This is a genomic window from Streptomyces sp. G-G2 (assembly GCF_030063135.1).
In the GTDB taxonomy this organism is placed as follows: domain Bacteria; phylum Actinomycetota; class Actinomycetes; order Streptomycetales; family Streptomycetaceae; genus Streptomyces.
Genome location: NZ_JASISO010000065.1, coordinates 18,910 through 35,555 on the forward strand (window position 1 = coordinate 18,910; position 16,646 = coordinate 35,555).

Below are 16,646 nucleotides of genomic sequence, written 5' to 3' on the forward strand. Positions count from 1 at the left end.
TCTCGCAGGTATAGATCGGCACGGCGGCATTTCGGTTCCCTCGAACCGGCACGAACAGGAGCCGGCGCGTCGACGCCGTCCGGTCAGGGCGCGAGCCGCTCCAAGGCGGTGCGGGTGGCCGGGCCGTACCGGCCGGGGGGATCGGCGACGACGGCCGCCGCGACGGTGGACCACTGCTGGAACGTGCGCACGGCCGCCGTCGTGTCCTCGTCGTAGGACCCGAACCGGTGGCCGTGGTAGAGGCCGATCGAGCAGAGCAAGCGCTGCATCCGCGTCACCGACTGCCCTGCGTCACCAGGGCCGAGGGCGTCCGCCCCCGATCCGGAACCCGGCCCGGCGCCCGGACTCCCGGACGGCTCCCCGGAGGGCGACGGGTGCGCGGAGCCGGGTGGCCGGGTCGGTCCGGCGGACCGGTCCGGGTGCGCGGCGGGATCGGGGGCCGTTCGGTCGCTGCTCGATCTATCGGGGTGAACCGCTCGTCACGTCGCGTGAGACGGTTCGCCGTCTCGACATACGTGGTGCCGGTGACGGTGTCGCCGACCTTGTACGGTGCCCCGGCCGTGCGCCTGCGCACCATGGTGGTTACCGCCCTGCCTCGCCGCCCGTGACGTTGTTATGCCACGGTGAGTTCGCGGGTGCACTCGGCGAGGCGATGGTGATCTCGGTGCGCGCGAGCGGCACGGCGACGAGTACGTCCGCGCCGTCCGTCGGCTCCTGAGTGATCGTCATGGCCGTGGATGGCGTCAGGACTCACGCGCTGAACAGTCGATTCCGGAAGCCCGGACGAAAATCCCGTTGCCCAATGGTCAAGAAACGTTGACCATTGGAGGCATGCCTACCGACGATCTTCCCGAGACGTTCCACGTCACCACTGACGACCAGTTGCGCGCCGTTTCGAGCCTCACGCGTCACCGGATCATGGCCGTGCTCCGCTTCGAGCCCGCGACGATTACCCAGATCGCCGAGCGAGTGGGTCTCGCCAAAGGGAGTTCCAGCTACCACGTACGGCTGCTGGAGCGGGCCGGCCTGGTGAAGGTGGTGCGGACACGGAAGGTCCGGGGGGTCACCGAGCGGTACTACGCAATGGCCGCGCGGGCGATCGTGCTGCCGGATCCGGGCGAGGGAGGGCCGGATGTGCTGATGCGGCATGCGGTGGCGGACCTGGAGGCGTCGCCGGTGGATGGCGAGCGGCACGTACGGATGGCGCATCTACGGCTCACCGCGGAGCAGTTCGCGGAGCTGGGGGCGCGCCTGGAGGCACTGGCGGACGAGTACCGGGAGCTGTCCGATCCGTCGCTGCCGGACGCGTCACTCGTCTTCGCACTGTTCCACCCGGCATCGCGCGAGCAGGCCGATGGGGGCACCAAGTGACCTCAGGTGTGAGGAAGTTGCCGACCGGGTTCGGGCGGCTGTGGACCGCGCAGACGGTGTCCTCGCTCGGCGACGGGGTGTCGCATGCCGCGCTGCCGCTGCTCGCGTTGGCGTTGACGCGGGATCCGATGGCGCTCGCTGTCGTCACGGCCGCCGGGACGCTGCCGTGGCTGCTCTTCGGGGTGCTCGGCGGTGCGCTGGTGGACCGCTGGGACCGCAGGCGCACGATGTGGGTCACGGACGCGGCGCGTGCGGTGCTGCTCGCGATACCGGCGGCAGCGGCCGCGCTCGACGTGCTGAGCATTCCACTGCTCGCGGCCGTCGCCTTCCTGCTCGGCCTCGGCGGACTCTTCTTCGACACGGCCGCCACGGCCTATCTGCCGGACCTGCTCGGCCGCGACCCCGCGCTCCTGGAGCGCGCCAACTCCCGCCTGCGCGGCACCCAGACCGCCGCGTCCGGCTTCGTGGGGCCGCCCGCGGGCAGTGCCCTGCTCGCGCTCGGGCGGGCGGTTCCGCTGCTCGCCGACGCGGTGTCGTTCGCGATCTCCGCACTGCTCGTACGGTCGCTGCCCGCCGCACCCCGGCCCGCACCCCAGGCCCGTGAGTCGCTGCTGCGGCAGGCGCGGGACGGCGCCTCGTACGTCATCCGGGACCGGTTGCTGCTCGGGCTCGCGCTCCGCCCGGCGGTCGGGAACATCGCCTTCCTCGCCGTGGAGACCGTACTCGCCCTCTTCGCGCACGACCGTCTCGGCATCAACACCTTCGGCTTCGGCCTGCTCCTCACGGCGGAGGCCACCGGCGGTCTGCTGGGCGCGGGCATCGCCTCCTTCCTCGGCCGACGACTCGGCACCGGCACCGCACTGACCTGCACGGCCGCAGTCGAGGGACTCGCCATCCTGGGCCTCGCCGCCGCTCCGAACCCGCACGCCGCCGGCCTCGCGCTCGCCGTCTGCGGAGCGGGCATGGGCGCCACGATGGTGCTGGGCCCCTCCCTCCGACAGGCGATCGTCCCCGCCCACCTGATGGGCCGGGTCGCCTCCACCTCCCGCATGCTCGCCATGTGCGCCGCGCCGTTCGGCGCCTTCCTCGGCGGCTGGCTGGCCACCACCTACGACATACGCACCCCGCTCTACACCGCCGCCGGACTCCTCCTCACCATGACCGCCGTCACGTCGACCATGACCAGCAACCGCCGGGTCGAAGCGGCGCTGCGCGCCGCCGCCCCGGCCGACGATCCGGATCACCTGGAATCCTCGGATCCCGTTCAGAGGAGTGCCCTTCAGTGCTCCGCGAGGGCACCGATAGGTGTCGTCGACCGGGTCGACGAGGGCGAGTAGGTGCATGGTCTTGTCGATGGGCCCGTACTCGGCGAACGCCGCCCCCAGCGGGGTGGGGTGCCCTTCGCGGCCGAACATCCGCAGCGGGTCGCAGGCGCGGACCTGGTGGGTGATGAGCGACTCTCCGCCAACGGGTATCGCCGAACCCCGGCAGCACCACCGGACGGTGTGCCAGCCGAGCAAGATCAATCCCAGCGGCTCTTTTTGTACCGTGACTACTCACACCCGGAGGGTCCCGGGGACCTGCTCAGTCAAGCGGGGTCCTGTCCCGCCGCCCGGTGTGGCCCGTAGCCATCTCGCGGGAGGTCCGGTACAGCACACACTGGCGAAGCGGCCCTTCAGGCACGCTCGGATCCTCGAAGTCGTCGGCCGGGTTCCGGCTCATGCCGATCCGGCGCATCACTGCCTGGGAACGAAGGTTGTTGACGGTCGTCGACGCGATGACCTCCGGAAGCCCCAGGTCCTCGAAGCCGAAGGCCAGGCAGCGAATGGCGGCCTCGGTGGCGTAGCCGTGACCCCACGCCGAACGCGTCAGCCGCCACCCGATGTCCACCCCCGGGAACGGCATGTCCTCGTCCACCTCGTCCAAGCCGGCGCGGCCGACGAACTCACCGGTCTCCCGTACTTCGAGCGCCCACCACCCAAAGCCGCGCTCATCGAACTCGACTTGCATGAGTGCCACAGCGGCATCGCTCTGCTCCCGCGTCAGCAGTTCCCCCAGGTGTTCTCGGACTTCGGGATCGGCGTTCATCGCCGCCCACGGTTCGAGGTCGGACTTCCGCCAGCGGCGGAGCAGGAGGCGATCGGTACGCAGTTCCAGCATGCCAGCCAGCCAACGCCATCACGGTCAGGCTGTCGATCGGTTATGCCGACCCCTGCGGTGCCCGCCAAGGCCCACCCCGCTGCGCGGATCTTCACGGCCTGCTCCACTGGGCGGGACGCCTCCCGAACCGAATCACCTCTCTCAGGCTGCCACTTCTCATCGGCATTCCTGGACGTCTTGACGCGAACCGATGCCGGAAGCCACCGGCATTCGCTCTCCGCCCGCTCTCACCCAATTCGTTGATGGCGGGTCGGTGGAGCCAGGGGGCCGCTGCCGGTTCGTTCGGGGAGTTGGCGGAGGCGGGGGTGCGGGGGCCGCGCAGGCCGGTGCGCCGCCTGGTCTCACCGCGGGGTGGTGGCCGCGGCCACGCCGAACGCGTCGCCGTCGCCCGAGCCCACCGGGCAGGAGACCCGGGCTCGCCCGATAGCGATCACGCTGGCTGTCATTGGGGTCGAGCCCCGCGAGCAGCCAGGACGGCGGCGCCACGGGCGGTGTGCTCGCCACCGGCCAGCACCATCGTCCGCGCCGCCTGGTAGCGGCAACCGAGGGCCTCGAATACGTCCGCGGTGGCGAGCAGGCGCTTGTGGTCCTGGTCGAGGATGGATTCCGCCCGCTCCACGATGGCGCCGGCGACCGGGTTGCCGACGGTGAGAGTACGGGCATCGGCCAGGCGGTCGCGCGCCTCCGGACTTCCGGCGAGAACGGCGGCCTCGGCGCGTATGGCCACGTACCAGTGAAGCCAGATCCAGGTCACCCACTTCCACACCTCGCCAGGTTCGGGCGCCATCCGCTCCATGGCCTCCCCGGCGCGCCCGTGATGGAGCATCCGCATCGCGTCGAAAAGCGCCCCGTAGCCGTACGTCCGCTCGGATGAGTCGCCGAGCCGATCCAGAACCACCTGCCATTCGCGCTCGGCGTCGTGGTCGCCGCGGAAGTTGTGGATCATCGCCACTGCGGCAGCCGCCGGGCCGAGGGAGGCCTTGGCCGGGCTCCCCGCACGCCGCCACCCATCGAGGAAGCGCGTGCTGCCGGTGAGTAGTTCCTCGACGTCGCCCGCCAGCGCGTCGGCGACCAGCAGCCAGCTCGTGGCCCGATGGGCCACCTCGGCCAGTGCCGGATGGTCGGCCAGCTGGCGTCCCCTCCGGAGGGCGTCGGCCAGGTTCCCCACGCCGAGGCTGGTCTGCACGGCCATGCCGAGCCCGTCGATCAGTTCGTGGACACCGCCCGGCGTCTGCGGCTGGTCCGCCATGGAGGAGAGCAGCGTGATCCGGCGCCCGGCTGTCGCTGCGCAAGCGAACGGGTCACCGGCCCAGGCGTGTGCCGCGGTGAGCGCGTCGAGCGCCGCGGACTCCGCGAGCGGGTTGCGGGTACGGCGAGCCAGCTCGACCGCACGTTCGGCGCGCGCAAGCGTCTGCGCCACGGCGTTGTCGGCCGGGCCCTGAACCGCGCCGAACGTATCGCTGAGCACCCCTGCCTCCGCCAGCGCCACCGCCGCCTCGGCGGCCGGGTCGTCGCCTCCCAGCTCACGCGCTTCGCTGACCAGGGCGATCGCCTCTTCTTCGGGCGGCGGCTGCGCGAACGTGCTCGAGAACCGGTACGCGGCGGTGGCGGCGGTGGCCAGGTCCACGGCGGCGCCGGCGCTGTCCCCGGTACGGCGAGCGGCATCCGCGGCGGCGCGGTAGAGGCGGTACATGTCATCGCCGCGCGTACGGCAGGCGGCCACTTCCGCGGCCTGCCGAAGCATGGACGCAGTGGCGGCAGGGTCGTCGGCGAGCGCGGACGCCAGCTCGTACCGCTGCTGTGATTCCCCGATCAGATGGCGGGTGAAGGTCAGCTCAGCCACATGCCGGGCCAGGCGGTAGGCGTCCGCGCGCTGCTCCGGCTCGCTTGCCGCCCATCTCAGCGATGCGCGGAGCTCATCGGCGGCTGCGTCGAACCGGGCCCGCCAGTCCTGCCCGGCCACCGCCAGGTCGACGGCCTGGGTGAGGCACCAGCGCAGGTGCCGGGCCCGGGCACCGGCCAGCTCATCGGCCTGGCTCAGCCGTTCCGTCCCGTACTGGCGGATGGTCTCCGAGGCCCGGTAGCGGGTGCCCTTCGGGGACGACGTCACCCCCAGCAGGCTCTGCTCGGCAAGCCGGGCAAGTCCGTCGGCGACCACGTCTATCGCGGATCCGGCGACCTCGGCCGCTGCCGATGCGGTGAACGGCGCTACGAAGACCGACACTTGGTGCAGGAGGTCCTGGTCGACCGGCTCCAGCAGGGCGTGACTCCAGTCCAGCACGGCCCGAACCGAGCGGTGCCGCTCATCGGCACGGGAGCCGCCGATGAGCATCCGAAGCGGGTGGGACACCGCGTCGGTGATGCCGTCCAGCCCGAGCGTCGGAAAGCGGGCTGCGGCCAGCTCGATCGCCAGCGCCATGCCGTCCAGCCGCGCACAGATCGCGGCGACCTGGTCGTGCTGTGACGGCTCCAGCGGCCAGCCGGCCGCCTGCGCCCGATCCATGAACAACGCGACCGCGTCCGACTCGCCGGCCAGCGACAACGGCGGGACCTGATACACCCGCTCGAACGGCACCATCAGCCGCGCCTGGCTGGTCGTCAGCACGGTCACCCCGGGGCAGGCCGCGAGTAGCCGCTCGAGAAACAGCGCCACCCCGTCCACAACACGCTCGCAGTTGTCGAACAACAGCAACGCCTGACGGTCGGCCAGCGCGGCGACCACCGACTCGGTCAAGTCGCGGCCGGGCTGCTCGCCGAGTCCCAGCGCACCCGCGACGCCGGTCGCGATCAGGCCGGGATCGGTGACCGGGATCAGGTCGACGAACCACACCCCGTCGGCGTACCGGTCGGCTGTCTCCGCCGCCACCGCCAAGGCGAGCCGGGTCTTGCCCACGCCGCCAGGACCGACCGCAGTCACCTGGCGATGCGCCATGATCATCTCGGACAGCTCTGCCCGCTCCTCGGCCCGGCCGATGAACGAGGTCAGCGGGGCCGGCAGGGGGACCGGTTCCCGATGGGGCTGATCGACGGCTGCGCGCTGGGCGAGAGCTCGCCGATCCGGCAGGTCCAGCTTGCGCAGCAGCGAGGAAACGTGGCTTTCGACGGTGCGTACCGAGATGAACAGCCGCGCTGCGATCTCAGCGTTGCTGCAGTGAGAGCCGAGGAGCTCCAATACCTCGGCCTCCCTTGGGGAGATGCCGCCTTCTATCGCCATGGCCGCATTCTGTCGCATCCGCTCCGTGTTCCATCCGGGGCGGCGATCCGTGGTCGGTTCCGTGGTCGGTCCGTGATCGGTTCCGTGGTCACCACGGATGCTCACCAACTGGGCCTGGATGCAAGCTAGGAGCACAACAGATCGCGCCTACAGGAGCAAACGTGATCAAGACCGTGCTGCACCCCGTGTCCGACCTGACCAAGGCCAAGAAGGTCTACGCAGCCCTTCTCGGCCTTCAACCGGAGCACGACACTCCTTACTACGTCGGCTTCGAGGCCGATGGCCAGCACATCGGGCTGGTGCCGAACGGTGGACCGCAGGGCATGACTGCCCCGGTGGCCTACTGGCACGTACCGGACCTCGAGGCGAGGCTCGCCGCGGTGACCGCCGCAGGGGCCACGGTGCGGGAGGCGGCGCACGATGTCGGCGGCGGCCGCCTGGTGGCCACCTTCACCGATCCCGACGGCAACGTCCTCGGCCTCATTCAGGACCAGTGAGCACCGCGCTCGCGACCAGGTTCACCGGCGAACACCTGCGCCGGGGTGGCCAATTGGCCCTGCCCGGACGCCCCGCCGGGCGCATAATCACCCATGCATTACATGATCGCCCATATATGAGGAGCAGGACATGAAGGCACACGTCAGCTCGATCCTTCTTGGTGTCCGGGACATGGACCGGGCCAAGCAGTTCTACACCGAGGGGCTCGGCTGGAAGATCCAGAGCGACTTCGGCATCTCGGTGTTCTTCGCATCGGACGGCGCCTCGCCCGTCGGCTTCTACAGCCGCGAAGGCCTGGCCGCCCAGGTGGGTACGGACCAGGAAGGCAGCGGTTTCAGCGGACTGGTTCTGACCTACGTCGTCCGCAGTGAGGCGCGGGTCGACGAGGTGCTGGCGGAGGCCGAGGAGGCCGGCGCCACGGTCCTCAACCCCGCCGGCGCTCTGCCGTGGGGCGGGTACGGCGGCACCTTCGCCGACCCGGACGGCTACATCTGGAGCGTCGGTTACAGCTCCCAGGGAACCGACCAGCCCTACGCGGAGTAGCCGCGATCTGTGTCTCACAGCCGTTCGGGACGGCGGGCCCGTGCCGCTGCCGTCCCGGACGGCTGTGACCCCGGGTGACCCCGGTGCGGGAAGCGTGAGCGGGAAGCGGGAGCGGCGATCGGAGCCGGGGCGGGATCCGCGATGAACCGGCAGGACGAACAGGAGAAGATCATGAAGTTTCGGGCCTACGTCGAGCCGCCTGAGCCCATGCGGGGTCTGGAAGTTCCGTCCGCGGTGGTGGCAGCGGTCGGCGGGGGCGCGCGGCCGCCGGTGACGATCACGGTCAACGGGCATTCCTGGCAGAGCCGCCTCGCCCTGCTGCGCGGCCGCCACCTGATCGGCCTCAGCCATGCCAACCGGCGGGCCGCGGGTGTTGCGATCGGCGACGAGGTCGAGGTGGAACTGGAACTCGACACCGAGCCGCGCGTCGTTGTCGAGCCGGAGGACTTCGCCCGCGCCTTGGACGACGACCCCGTCGCCCGCGCCGCGTACGACGATCTCGCGTACAGCCACAAGCGCGCGCACGTTCACGCGATCGAGAGCGCGAAGAAGCCCGAGACGCGTCGGCGGCGCATCGAGAAGGCCATCTCCACCCTGCGGGGCTGATCCCCGATAGGCGAACACGCTTCCTGGGTGCCACGACGCCGATGTTCGTGCTCACCGGCGCGGCTACCACCCACATCGTCAACCACGACCCGGTGCCGGAAAGCTGGGCCGCGCCGAACCACCTGGTCATCATGGGCATCCTCGCGCCGGCCAACTGGCCCGCCGGCTGGCCATTCCTCCTGCGGGCTCCCGCCCCACCGGCAGGAACACCACATCCAGCGAAGTGACGACCGTCAACCTCGACGACGGCACCGTGTGGCCGACCCCCTTCGCCCGGACGACGCCGACTCCCTCCGACGAGGAGCGGATCGCCAGGCTGGCCAAGCAGGCAGCGAGCTGAGCTCCGTGGCCCGGCGGTGTGACCCCCGGACCAGGCGACCGACCATTCTCACCACGCGTATCCGAAACTGGAGACCCGACGCCATGACCGCCCCGCCCCGCCCCGCCTCGATCGCTCGCGCAGCGCATGAAAGACACCCGGCGCCGCCTCGACGAAGACGTCGACGCCTGGGTGGCCACCGCCGACCGAGCGGGTACGCGGTATCTGGTGCCGCTGTCGTTCCTCTGGGACGGCGAGACGCTGTTGATCTCGACGGCGCCCGGCAACCCCACGGCCCGCAATCTCCGTGCCGGCGGCCGGATCCGGCTCACGGTCGGGCCGACCCGCGACGTGGTCCTGATCGAAGGATCCGCGGTTGTCGCCGACGGGATCACCGACGAGGTCGGCGACGCGTTCGCGGCCAAGACCGGGTTCGACCCCCGCAAGCTGCGCAACTACCCGTACTTCCGCATCCGGCCGGAACTGATCCAGACCTGGCGCGAGGTCAACGAGATCACGGGACGGGATCTGATGGTCGTCGACGGCGAGTGGCTGACGTAGCGCCCCTCCCGGACATGCGAGCGCGATCGTCAAAGCACCCCGGCTTCTTGGCCGAAGTCCATCCTCGACGCACCGCCGTGGCGAGCTGTCAGTGCTGGTGCTCTCGCGCTTGGCAGTCAGGACGGCTGGACTTGGTCGAAGAGGGCGAGGGCTACGGCGGGGTCCGGGCTCACGAGGCGTTCCAGACCGGCCGTCGTCATCTTCGCCCACCTGCCGGCCCGCGCCCACATCCGCTCTTCGAAGGCGCGGACGGCCTCGTCCAGATCGCCAGGGTCGGTGGCGATGGACTCGGCGAGTTCGGCGCCTTCCAGCATTGCGAGGTTCGCGCCCGCCCCCACCTGGATGTGGGGGCGGAGCGTGATCCGATCAGCAGCCAGCAGCTCGGATTGGTAGACGTACGTCACGCCACGGCAGCGAAGGTGACGGCTACAGGAAGCGTGTGTCGACGCCGAGGCGGTCACAGGCCTCGGAGGAGCTGTTGCCTGCTGATTTCCTCGTCGTCGCGCACTGGCACAGGTGCGGCCCCGGTGATCGGTGGTGGAGCGTTCGGGTCGGGTCGAGCAGGGATCAGGTAGCACTCGGAAGGCTCAAGGCCGGTGCCGTCGGGGTTCAGGTGGCGGCCGCGAATCTTCCAGGTGATCTCAAAGTGCTACAAAAAGGGCTCCATCATCCTGACCTCGAACAAGACCTTCAGCGAATGGGGACAGGTGTTCGGCGACGAGGTCCTGGCCACCGCCATCCTCGACCGCCTCCTGCACCACTGCGACGTGATCTCCACCAACGGAACGCAGACGGTCTCGGCTGGACGGTGCGGGCCGGCAAGGCGGAGTGGGTGGCGGCGATGGCTCGGATGGCGGCTCGTCCAGGGGGATCCGTAGGTGGATCTTGACGTGCCAGCCGGTGACCTCGATTTCCTCGATCACCTTGCGAAGTAGGTCTTGTTGCTGGTCGAAGTTGAGCGCATCGATGCCGATACGTGCTCGCTGGGCGAAGCCGGTAATCCTGTCGTGGAGCTGTCCCGCCTGGGCAAGCTCCTGACGGCGGGCGGCGAGCGTGTCTCGACGCTCGGCCAGGTCGTGGCGCCGGTGGTCGATCAGGACGGCACGTCGATGCAGGTCAGGGAGATCGATCAGGTTGGTCTGGTAGAGGTCGGCCAGGCGGCTGCGTTCGGACTGGGCGGCGGCGAGCTTTCGGTCGAGGCCGGTCAGCTCTCGGGCCAACAGCTCGTCGTCGGAGGTGTGTTGGGCCCTCGCGTGCTGCCCGGCGAGGAGGACATCGGGGCGTAGGAGGGCCTGGCGGATCTGGTCGAGGACGAAGGCGTCCAGGACGTCGGCTCGGATGTTGCGCTCGGTGCAGCGACGATCGCTGCCGCCCGCGCGGATGGGATCGTGGTTGCGGCAGTAGTAGTAGCGGTGCCAGGTGCCGTTGCGGCCGCGCATCTTGTGGCAGTTGGTCCCGACGTGACAGGAGCCGCATTTGATCAGCCCGCGCAGCATCCACTGGCCGGGCTCGGTCCGGCGGGGGCTCCACTTGCTGTTGTCCCGGGTGACGTGGTCGACCGCGGCGAACATCTCCTCCGCGACGACCACGGGCACCGTGATCGCGATCCAGTCCTCCCTCGGCCGGGGAGTCTGGCGCGGGCGGTGACCGTGACGGGGGTCGGGAACGCTTTCCGTGCGGTTGAAGTAGACCTTGCCGATGTACGCCTCGTTGCGCAGAAGCCGGGCCATGGTGGAGGTGCCCCAGATGCCGTTGCCCTTCTTCGGGGTGGGGATCTGATCGGCGGCAAGCCCGCGGGCGATCTCCCGCATCGACAAGTCACGCACGGTGTAGTCCTCGAAGATCCGGCGGACCACGGCGGCCTCCGGCTCGAAGACCTCCAGGTGAGCGGCACGTTCTCCGTCGCGAGGCAGACGCCGGTAGCCGTAAGGGGTGCGCCAGGAGATCACCTCGCCGGCACGAGACCGGAAGAGCTTGCCCCGCCGGTAGCGTTCGGCGATCTTCGCCCGCTCGTACTCGGCGATCACACCCTGGACCTGCGTCAGCAGGACCGCTTGCGGATCATCCGTGATCGGCGGGGCATCGGTGAAGGTCACCTTCACCCGCAGCCGGGCCAGCTCGTCCAGGACCACGACTTGGTAGGCATAGACGCGGGCCAGCCGGTCCGGCGACAGGCACCACACCCGCTCGAACATGCCGGCCTCGGCCGCATCCCGCAGCGCGTCCAGTCCCGGCCGGTCCAGCCGGGCACCGGAACAGCCGTCGTCGGTGAACTGCGCGACCAGCTCGTCGCCCTCGGCGGCCACCCGCTCGCGCAGCACGGCCAGTTGGGAGCCGATGGTGCCGCGGGCCTGCTGGCTCTCGGTCGACACCCGGGCATAGAGCGCCGCCCTCATCGCACCCACCTCCCCGTCTCATCACACTCGTGGCCCAGGCGGTCGGCGGCGTCCAGCAGCACAGCAAACGCGCCGGCAAGAGCGTCCTGCCGCGGATCGTGGTGCGGCGTCCACCCCGGACGGCGTGCCCCGGACAGCTCGGCCCGGAAGACCGTCTCACCACGAGGCCAGACGATCAGGCCGGCCAGCCCGCGGCGCGCGAACCGGGCCGCCGCCAGCGAAGACGGCATCTGCCCGTACTCGAGTACGTGATTGCGCAGCATCTCGTACTCGGCCTGCGCGTCCTTGCCCGGCAGCGGGAACCAGTCCCGCCCCGACACCACGGCCGCGGTCACGGCCGCTGGATCCGTTCCACCGTGCGCCGGTGCAGCAGCACCCCGAAGACCTGCTCGATCCCGTCGGCCAGCACCGCCCCCGAAGTGCCCTTCGGTGCCGCACGAATGAAAGCCACGATGCCCTCGGTGACCTTGACCGGCCCGCGCCGCCCCGGCTTGCCGTCCAGCAACCCCGCCATGCCCTGCGCCTCGAAGGCCGCTTTGACCAGGTAGAACGCAGAACGCGAGTATCCATGAACCGCCGCTGCGGCACTCACGTCCCACTCCTCGACCGCCTGCACGCGCAGCATCTCGTACTTGACTTGGACCTTGTCCTGGGCCAGGAAGAACCCGCCCTCGCGGAACGGCACCGCGGTCACGGCCGGCGCATTCGGGTGGAGCAGCCCGGAAACTTCCAGGGCCCGCAATCTCGCGACCTCGCTCATCGGCGCCGCCTCCTACCTCGGACGGTAGGACGTCCAACAGCCCGTGTCGACTGTTTCCCGCCGCACCTTTCGAACGCGCCCCGACTACCCACGGCGCACGCCCCGTTGACGGCACCGCAAGCCGAATTCCCGAGCCCTGGCGCGGCATACTTCCCTGAACAATGCGACAGCGATCAGTGCACATCCGGGGCCCTCTCGACGATGGGCCGGCGAAGACGCCGACGGTGCTCAGGGCGCGAATACAACCCCTCCACCGGCTCCCCGGATGCCAGAGTGACCGTCAAGTACAGCTTTGCGTTCCGTTGGTGTCCATCAACGGCCCCAGCTACCGACTCAAGAACCGACTTGCCGCCATCGAGCGCGACCGGGACGCCGCGGCCTGACCCACTGAGTCTTCACAGGTCACTCCAGACATGTCCCTCGGAGTAGTCGTGCCAGCCTCGGAAGAACCAGTTGGCGAGATCCCCGACTCGCTCGATGCAGTCCGCGAAGTAGGCATCGGACGCCGGCTTTGGGAAGTTCGGGTGTGACGTCCACGACGGAACCCGGGTCGCGACCTCATAGAACCCCTCAGCAACCCATCGATCGAGCTTCTCGTCAGACTGGAGTCGTTCGCATGCGGCTCGCATCGCCCGCTCCAAGCAGGTGAAGGCAGCCCGGTCCCACTCCAGATCCCCGCGCAGCCGCAGCAGGAAGCTCCCCTCCTCTGCATCGAACTCCCGCTTCAGAACCTTGGTGATCTCGTCCATGCCCGAGATCATGACAGCCCTCGCAGAGACCCCAACACTGCCCGACGGCCAGCCAATCCTGACCACCTCGCCGACCGCCAAGCGGTGCACGTTTGTCTGTACTTGGCGGAGCACGCAGAGGAATACGCCGACACGCGGTTCTTGATCTCGGGGAGGACGTGCATCCAGTGCTTGGCGCCCTCGCCGCCGTCGCCGGCCCACAGTCCGAGGATGTCCCGCCTGACCTTCCCCTCGTAGCGTGGAGCCTTGACTGCAGGGGAAGTTGAGAGTCATGGCGGAGAAGCGACGGAAGTTCGACGCGGAGTTTCGTGAGGGGGCTGTGCGGATCGTGGCCGAGACGGGTCGGCCGATCGCGCAGGTCGCGCTGGAGCTCGGGATCAATGACACGACGCTGGCGAGCTGGGTGTCGCGGGCCAGGAGGGCCGGCGGGGACGGGGTACTGAGCGTGCCCGAGCGTGAGGAGCTGGCCCGGCTTCGCCGGGAGATCTCGGTGCTCAAGAAGGACAACAAGGAGCTGGCGATGGAGCGCGATGTCCTCAAACGCTGCATGGTCCTTTGGGTGAAGTAGCTGAGGGGGACCCGGCGTTGCTCGTCGGGGTGATCAGCGACCAGAGGACCGGGTACGACATCCCGCACACCGTTGCCTGCCGCGCGCTGGGCGTGTCGCAGGCGTGGTTCTACAAATGGCGCCGCCGACCGGCCGAGCCGACGAAACGCGAGGTCAGGAGGATGCGGCTGGAAGAGAGGATCACGCACTTCTTCCGCGAGTCGGGCGACACCTACGGCTCGCCGAGGATCACCTTGGATTTGTGGGCCGAGGGCTGGCAGGTCTCGGTGAACACGGTCGCCGAGATCATGGCCGACCTCGGGCTCCAGGGCCGCAAGCCGCCACGCCGACGCCGCTCGCTGACCCGTCAGGGCAAGCGCCGCGCCTCCCCTGACCTGGTGCGTCGCAGATTCGACGCGGTCGCGCCTGACGTGTTGTGGGTCGGCGACATGACCGAGATCGAAACCGGTGAGGGCAAGCTGTACCTCGCCACCGTCCTGGACCTGTTCTCGCGACGCCTGCTCGGCTACGCGATGGGCGCCCACCACGACGCTGCCCTGGTCGGGGCCTCGCTGAAAATGGCGGCCGTCACCCGGGGCGGCGACGTGGACGGCGTGATCTTTCACAGTGACCGCGGCAGCGAATACACCAGCGAGGCGTACAACAGCCTGTGCGACAGGCTCGGAGTGGTGCAGTCCATGGGACGTGTCGGATCAGCCCTGGACAACGCCGCCGCTGAGTCGTTCAACTCGCTGGTCAAGGTCGAGTACATCCACCGGCACCACTTCGCCACCCGCACCGAGGCCCGGCTGAAGATCGCCACCTGGATCACCGACTTCTACAACCCGCGCCGACGCCACAGCGGGGCCGCCGGCCTGGCACCCATCGAATTCGAACGAACCATCAGCGAAGCACGTGCCCGGCACCATCAGAAGGATCAAGCCGCATAAGGAAGGTCTCTACGCTTCCAGGGGATTGACACGCCGGCCCTCGGCCGTGACCGCCAGAGCCACCGACGAGACTGGACCGGTGCCAACCCTCCTGCGCGACTATCGCTCGAACCGTCGAACACGCGGGGCTCCTTGCCCAGAACGGGTGGGCCCTGGGGGAGCAGGCCGCCTCAGGGGTGGTTCCACCTCCCCTCGCCGAGCGGCTCGCAGGCCGTGCCGGGCGACTGCCAACACTGGCCGAACGGCACGAACGCGACCGTATTAGGACCTGCTTGGAGTCGTGATCAACCAGGTTCCTGTAGGAGGTCGTTGATCCAGATGACTGAGGCGCGGAGGGGAGGACGGCGAGGTAGCTTTCGGGAGTCTTGTCGTATCGAGTCGCGATGCCCCGCCAGGCCTTCAGCTTGTTGATCAGGCGCTCGACGGGGTTCCGCTCCTTGTATAGACCGGCGTCGTGGCTTTGGGGGCCGGCCGCCCCTACGGCCCTTCATCTTCCGGTTGGCCGCTTGGTCTTTCTTCTCTGGGATGACCGCCTTGATGTTGCGTTTTCGCAGGCAGGAGCGTTTGCCGCGGGACGAGTAGGCCTTGTCTGCGGCGACCGCGTCGGGGCGGGTGCGGGGACGGCCGACGGGCAGACGGATGCGCACCTTCTGCAGCAGGGGGACGAACTGCGGGCTGTCGGCGGCCTGCCCTGCGGTCAGGACGAGCGACAACGGATGGCATTTGCGGCCCGCGGCGAGATGAACCTTGCTGGTCAGCCCGCCTAGGGCCCTGCCGAGCAGGGCTTCCTTCAAGCGGAGCTTGCGCCGTCGCCGGATGTGTCGCCGCTCTTCCTTTTTTGGGGTCGTTTCCGCTGCCCTGCCCGTTCTGCTCCTGCGGGCCGCCCCCTTTTTTGCCGGGCCTGCTCCTGCTCGGCGGCAGCTTCCTCCAGGGCGTCCACGTCCTCCTTGCCGATGCGTATCCCGGCGGCGTCGTGGTGGGCGCGGGCGGTGGTGGAGTCCACGCTGAACACGGACAAGTCCGTCTTTCCCTGGCGGGCGGCCTCGGCGATCAGGCCTTCCAACAGCGCGGTGAAGATGCCGGCGCCCCTCCAGACCCGGAAGCGGCCGTAGACCGTCGGCCAAGGACCGAGCTCGCAGGGCATCTCCCGTCCCTGGGCGCCGGACCGGAACCGCCAGATCACCCCCTCAAACTGCTTCCGCAGCCGCTCGGGGTATGGGCCGAACCCGCCGATCGGCAGGTAGGGCAGGTAGGGCTCGATGAACTTCCATTGATTGCCGGTGAGTTGACTCCGCGTCACACCCAGCGACCTACCTGATCCTGCCCCCGTCCGAGGACGGAACCCGAAGATTGATCACACCATCACACAGGCTCTAGGAGGTCGCTGTCCGGAGCGACCAACGCGGTCTCAGGGCGACGCCTAGGGCGAACAGTTCCGCGGCGACGAGTGTTGTGACGTCGGCCCAGTTGTACGGCAGGGTCATGGCGACCGGAAGGGCCACCAGCAAGGCAGCCCCCTGCAGGACGGTGGAAATCGCCGGCAGATCCTTCACCGCCGCGGCCTTCCACGTGCGGAAGGCCGCGATCCCCCACAGCAGCGGGAACAGCAGGCAGACGATGGCAGCGACGGCGAAAATCGGCACGGCGATCACGTTCCCCATGTTCCCGCCGCCAGGTGAGTCGTCGCCGGGAACGACCACTGGGTGGTCCACGTTCCAGTTGGCGAGGAGCGTCGCCTGCACGAACACGGCAGGGAAGACGGCTGAGGTCAGGGCGGCCGCGCCGTGCCATTGCCAGGATCGGGTCGTCGCCCCGCCAGCCGCTGCCACCGCTACTCCTTGTCCGTCTACTGAGGTTGTAGGCGTGGTGTCGTGGGTGTGAGGCCGGTCGCGGCGAGGCATCCGTCGATGATGTCGCTGCGGTATTGGATCTGACGGAGGCCATGTCGGAGTCGGCGGATGAGGTGGTCTGG

At 69.4% G+C, this 16,646-nt stretch carries 17 protein-coding genes and 7 pseudogenes; 11 read left to right on the forward strand and 13 right to left on the reverse strand.

All coding sequences use genetic code 11. The annotated features are described in order from the left end of the window. Nucleotides 1–83: 83 nt before the first annotated feature. The gene (locus tag QMF80_RS34335) at nucleotides 84–278 is read right to left on the reverse strand and encodes a peptidoglycan-binding domain-containing protein (RefSeq protein ID WP_283460705.1); all 195 of its coding nucleotides are present in this window, start codon (nucleotides 276–278) and stop codon (nucleotides 84–86) included. Between the two features lie 304 nt (nucleotides 279–582). Next, a complete protein-coding gene (locus tag QMF80_RS34340) occupies nucleotides 583–729 on the reverse strand; it encodes a hypothetical protein (RefSeq protein WP_283460707.1) in 147 nt (48 codons plus the stop codon). A 102-nt stretch (nucleotides 730–831) separates the two neighbouring features. On the opposite strand from QMF80_RS34340, the gene QMF80_RS34345 reads away from it, so the two are divergent. Both QMF80_RS34345 and QMF80_RS34350 read left to right on the forward strand, forming a co-directional pair. After that, nucleotides 832–1,371, forward strand: a complete 540-nt coding sequence (locus QMF80_RS34345) for an ArsR/SmtB family transcription factor (RefSeq protein ID WP_283460709.1) — start codon at nucleotides 832–834, stop codon at nucleotides 1,369–1,371. Between the two features lie 17 nt (nucleotides 1,372–1,388). Next, entirely contained in the window at nucleotides 1,389–2,708 is a 1,320-nt protein-coding gene (locus tag QMF80_RS34350; protein ID WP_283460744.1) for an MFS transporter, read from the forward strand. Here QMF80_RS34350 and QMF80_RS34355 read toward each other — a convergent pair. The 3 genes and pseudogenes from QMF80_RS34355 to QMF80_RS34365 all read right to left on the reverse strand — a co-directional run. Continuing rightward, a pseudogene (locus QMF80_RS34355) lies at nucleotides 2,670–2,828 on the reverse strand (Tn3 family transposase); the annotation flags it as partial. The gene QMF80_RS34350 and the pseudogene QMF80_RS34355 sit on opposite strands and share 39 nt — an antisense overlap. 127 nt (nucleotides 2,829–2,955) lie before the next feature. Further along, nucleotides 2,956–3,531 (reverse strand): GNAT family N-acetyltransferase, encoded by a 576-nt coding sequence (locus QMF80_RS34360; RefSeq protein ID WP_283460711.1) that lies wholly within the window; start codon nucleotides 3,529–3,531, stop codon nucleotides 2,956–2,958. 442 nt (nucleotides 3,532–3,973) lie between these two features. Beyond that, the gene (locus tag QMF80_RS34365; protein WP_283460713.1) at nucleotides 3,974–6,745 is read right to left on the reverse strand and encodes an ATP-binding protein; all 2,772 of its coding nucleotides are present in this window, start codon (nucleotides 6,743–6,745) and stop codon (nucleotides 3,974–3,976) included. Between the two features lie 161 nt (nucleotides 6,746–6,906). On the opposite strand from QMF80_RS34365, the gene QMF80_RS34370 reads away from it, so the two are divergent. The 5 genes from QMF80_RS34370 to QMF80_RS34390 all read left to right on the forward strand — a co-directional run bounded on the left by QMF80_RS34370 (nucleotide 6,907) and on the right by QMF80_RS34390 (nucleotide 9,272). Then, nucleotides 6,907–7,242, forward strand: coding sequence for a VOC family protein (locus tag QMF80_RS34370; RefSeq protein ID WP_283460716.1), 336 nt, complete (start codon nucleotides 6,907–6,909; stop codon nucleotides 7,240–7,242). 130 nt (nucleotides 7,243–7,372) lie between these two features. Beyond that, entirely contained in the window at nucleotides 7,373–7,786 is a 414-nt protein-coding gene (locus QMF80_RS34375) for a VOC family protein (protein WP_283460717.1), read from the forward strand. Nucleotides 7,787–7,927: 141 nt separating this feature from the next. Next, nucleotides 7,928–8,392, forward strand: coding sequence for a YdeI/OmpD-associated family protein (locus QMF80_RS34380; protein WP_283460719.1), 465 nt, complete (start codon nucleotides 7,928–7,930; stop codon nucleotides 8,390–8,392). 41 nt (nucleotides 8,393–8,433) lie between these two features. Continuing rightward, a complete protein-coding gene (locus QMF80_RS34385) occupies nucleotides 8,434–8,619 on the forward strand; it encodes a hypothetical protein (RefSeq protein ID WP_283460721.1) in 186 nt (61 codons plus the stop codon). Between the two features lie 239 nt (nucleotides 8,620–8,858). Beyond that, nucleotides 8,859–9,272, forward strand: a complete 414-nt coding sequence (locus QMF80_RS34390) for a pyridoxamine 5'-phosphate oxidase family protein (protein WP_283460723.1) — start codon at nucleotides 8,859–8,861, stop codon at nucleotides 9,270–9,272. Between the two features lie 116 nt (nucleotides 9,273–9,388). On the opposite strand, the pseudogene QMF80_RS34395 reads toward QMF80_RS34390, so the two are convergent. Then, nucleotides 9,389–9,613, reverse strand: a pseudogene (locus tag QMF80_RS34395) (FAD-dependent monooxygenase); the annotation flags it as partial. A 285-nt stretch (nucleotides 9,614–9,898) separates the two neighbouring features. Here QMF80_RS34395 and QMF80_RS34400 point away from each other — a divergent pair. Next, a pseudogene (locus tag QMF80_RS34400) lies at nucleotides 9,899–10,150 on the forward strand (ATP-binding protein); the annotation flags it as partial. A 429-nt stretch (nucleotides 10,151–10,579) separates the two neighbouring features. Here QMF80_RS34400 and QMF80_RS34405 read toward each other — a convergent pair. The 3 genes and pseudogenes from QMF80_RS34405 to QMF80_RS34415 form a co-directional block, all read right to left on the reverse strand. Then, a pseudogene (locus QMF80_RS34405) lies at nucleotides 10,580–11,668 on the reverse strand (recombinase family protein); the annotation flags it as partial. Then, nucleotides 11,665–12,003: a hypothetical protein gene (locus QMF80_RS34410; protein WP_283460725.1), complete on the reverse strand. Its 339-nt coding sequence runs from the start codon at nucleotides 12,001–12,003 to the stop codon at nucleotides 11,665–11,667. The gene QMF80_RS34410 and the pseudogene QMF80_RS34405, both read right to left, overlap by 4 nt. Beyond that, complete coding sequence (locus QMF80_RS34415) at nucleotides 12,000–12,428, reverse strand: helix-turn-helix domain-containing protein (protein ID WP_283460726.1); 429 nt, start codon at nucleotides 12,426–12,428, stop codon at nucleotides 12,000–12,002. Before QMF80_RS34415 ends, QMF80_RS34410 begins: the two co-directional genes overlap by 4 nt. 275 nt (nucleotides 12,429–12,703) lie before the next feature. Between QMF80_RS34415 and QMF80_RS38480 the strand changes: the two are divergent. Then, a pseudogene (locus QMF80_RS38480) lies at nucleotides 12,704–12,811 on the forward strand (AAA family ATPase); the annotation flags it as partial. Between the two features lie 12 nt (nucleotides 12,812–12,823). Here the strand turns inward: QMF80_RS38480 and QMF80_RS34420 are convergent. Continuing rightward, complete coding sequence (locus QMF80_RS34420; protein WP_283460728.1) at nucleotides 12,824–13,177, reverse strand: hypothetical protein; 354 nt, start codon at nucleotides 13,175–13,177, stop codon at nucleotides 12,824–12,826. 271 nt (nucleotides 13,178–13,448) lie between these two features. Between QMF80_RS34420 and QMF80_RS34425 the strand changes: the two genes are divergently transcribed. Together QMF80_RS34425 and QMF80_RS34430 are read left to right on the forward strand one after the other, a co-directional pair. After that, nucleotides 13,449–13,745: a transposase gene (locus QMF80_RS34425; protein ID WP_267727200.1), complete on the forward strand. Its 297-nt coding sequence runs from the start codon at nucleotides 13,449–13,451 to the stop codon at nucleotides 13,743–13,745. Between the two features lie 29 nt (nucleotides 13,746–13,774). Next, nucleotides 13,775–14,674 (forward strand): IS3 family transposase, encoded by a 900-nt coding sequence (locus QMF80_RS34430; RefSeq protein ID WP_283460734.1) that lies wholly within the window; start codon nucleotides 13,775–13,777, stop codon nucleotides 14,672–14,674. Nucleotides 14,675–14,958: 284 nt separating this feature from the next. Here the strand turns inward: QMF80_RS34430 and QMF80_RS34435 are convergent. The 3 genes and pseudogenes from QMF80_RS34435 to QMF80_RS34445 all read right to left on the reverse strand — a co-directional run. Then, nucleotides 14,959–15,974, reverse strand: a pseudogene (locus QMF80_RS34435) (IS5 family transposase). A 73-nt stretch (nucleotides 15,975–16,047) separates the two neighbouring features. After that, nucleotides 16,048–16,503, reverse strand: coding sequence for a hypothetical protein (locus QMF80_RS34440; protein WP_283460736.1), 456 nt, complete (start codon nucleotides 16,501–16,503; stop codon nucleotides 16,048–16,050). A gap of 17 nt (nucleotides 16,504–16,520) precedes the next feature. Further along, a pseudogene (locus QMF80_RS34445) lies at nucleotides 16,521–16,646 on the reverse strand (IS630 family transposase); the annotation flags it as partial.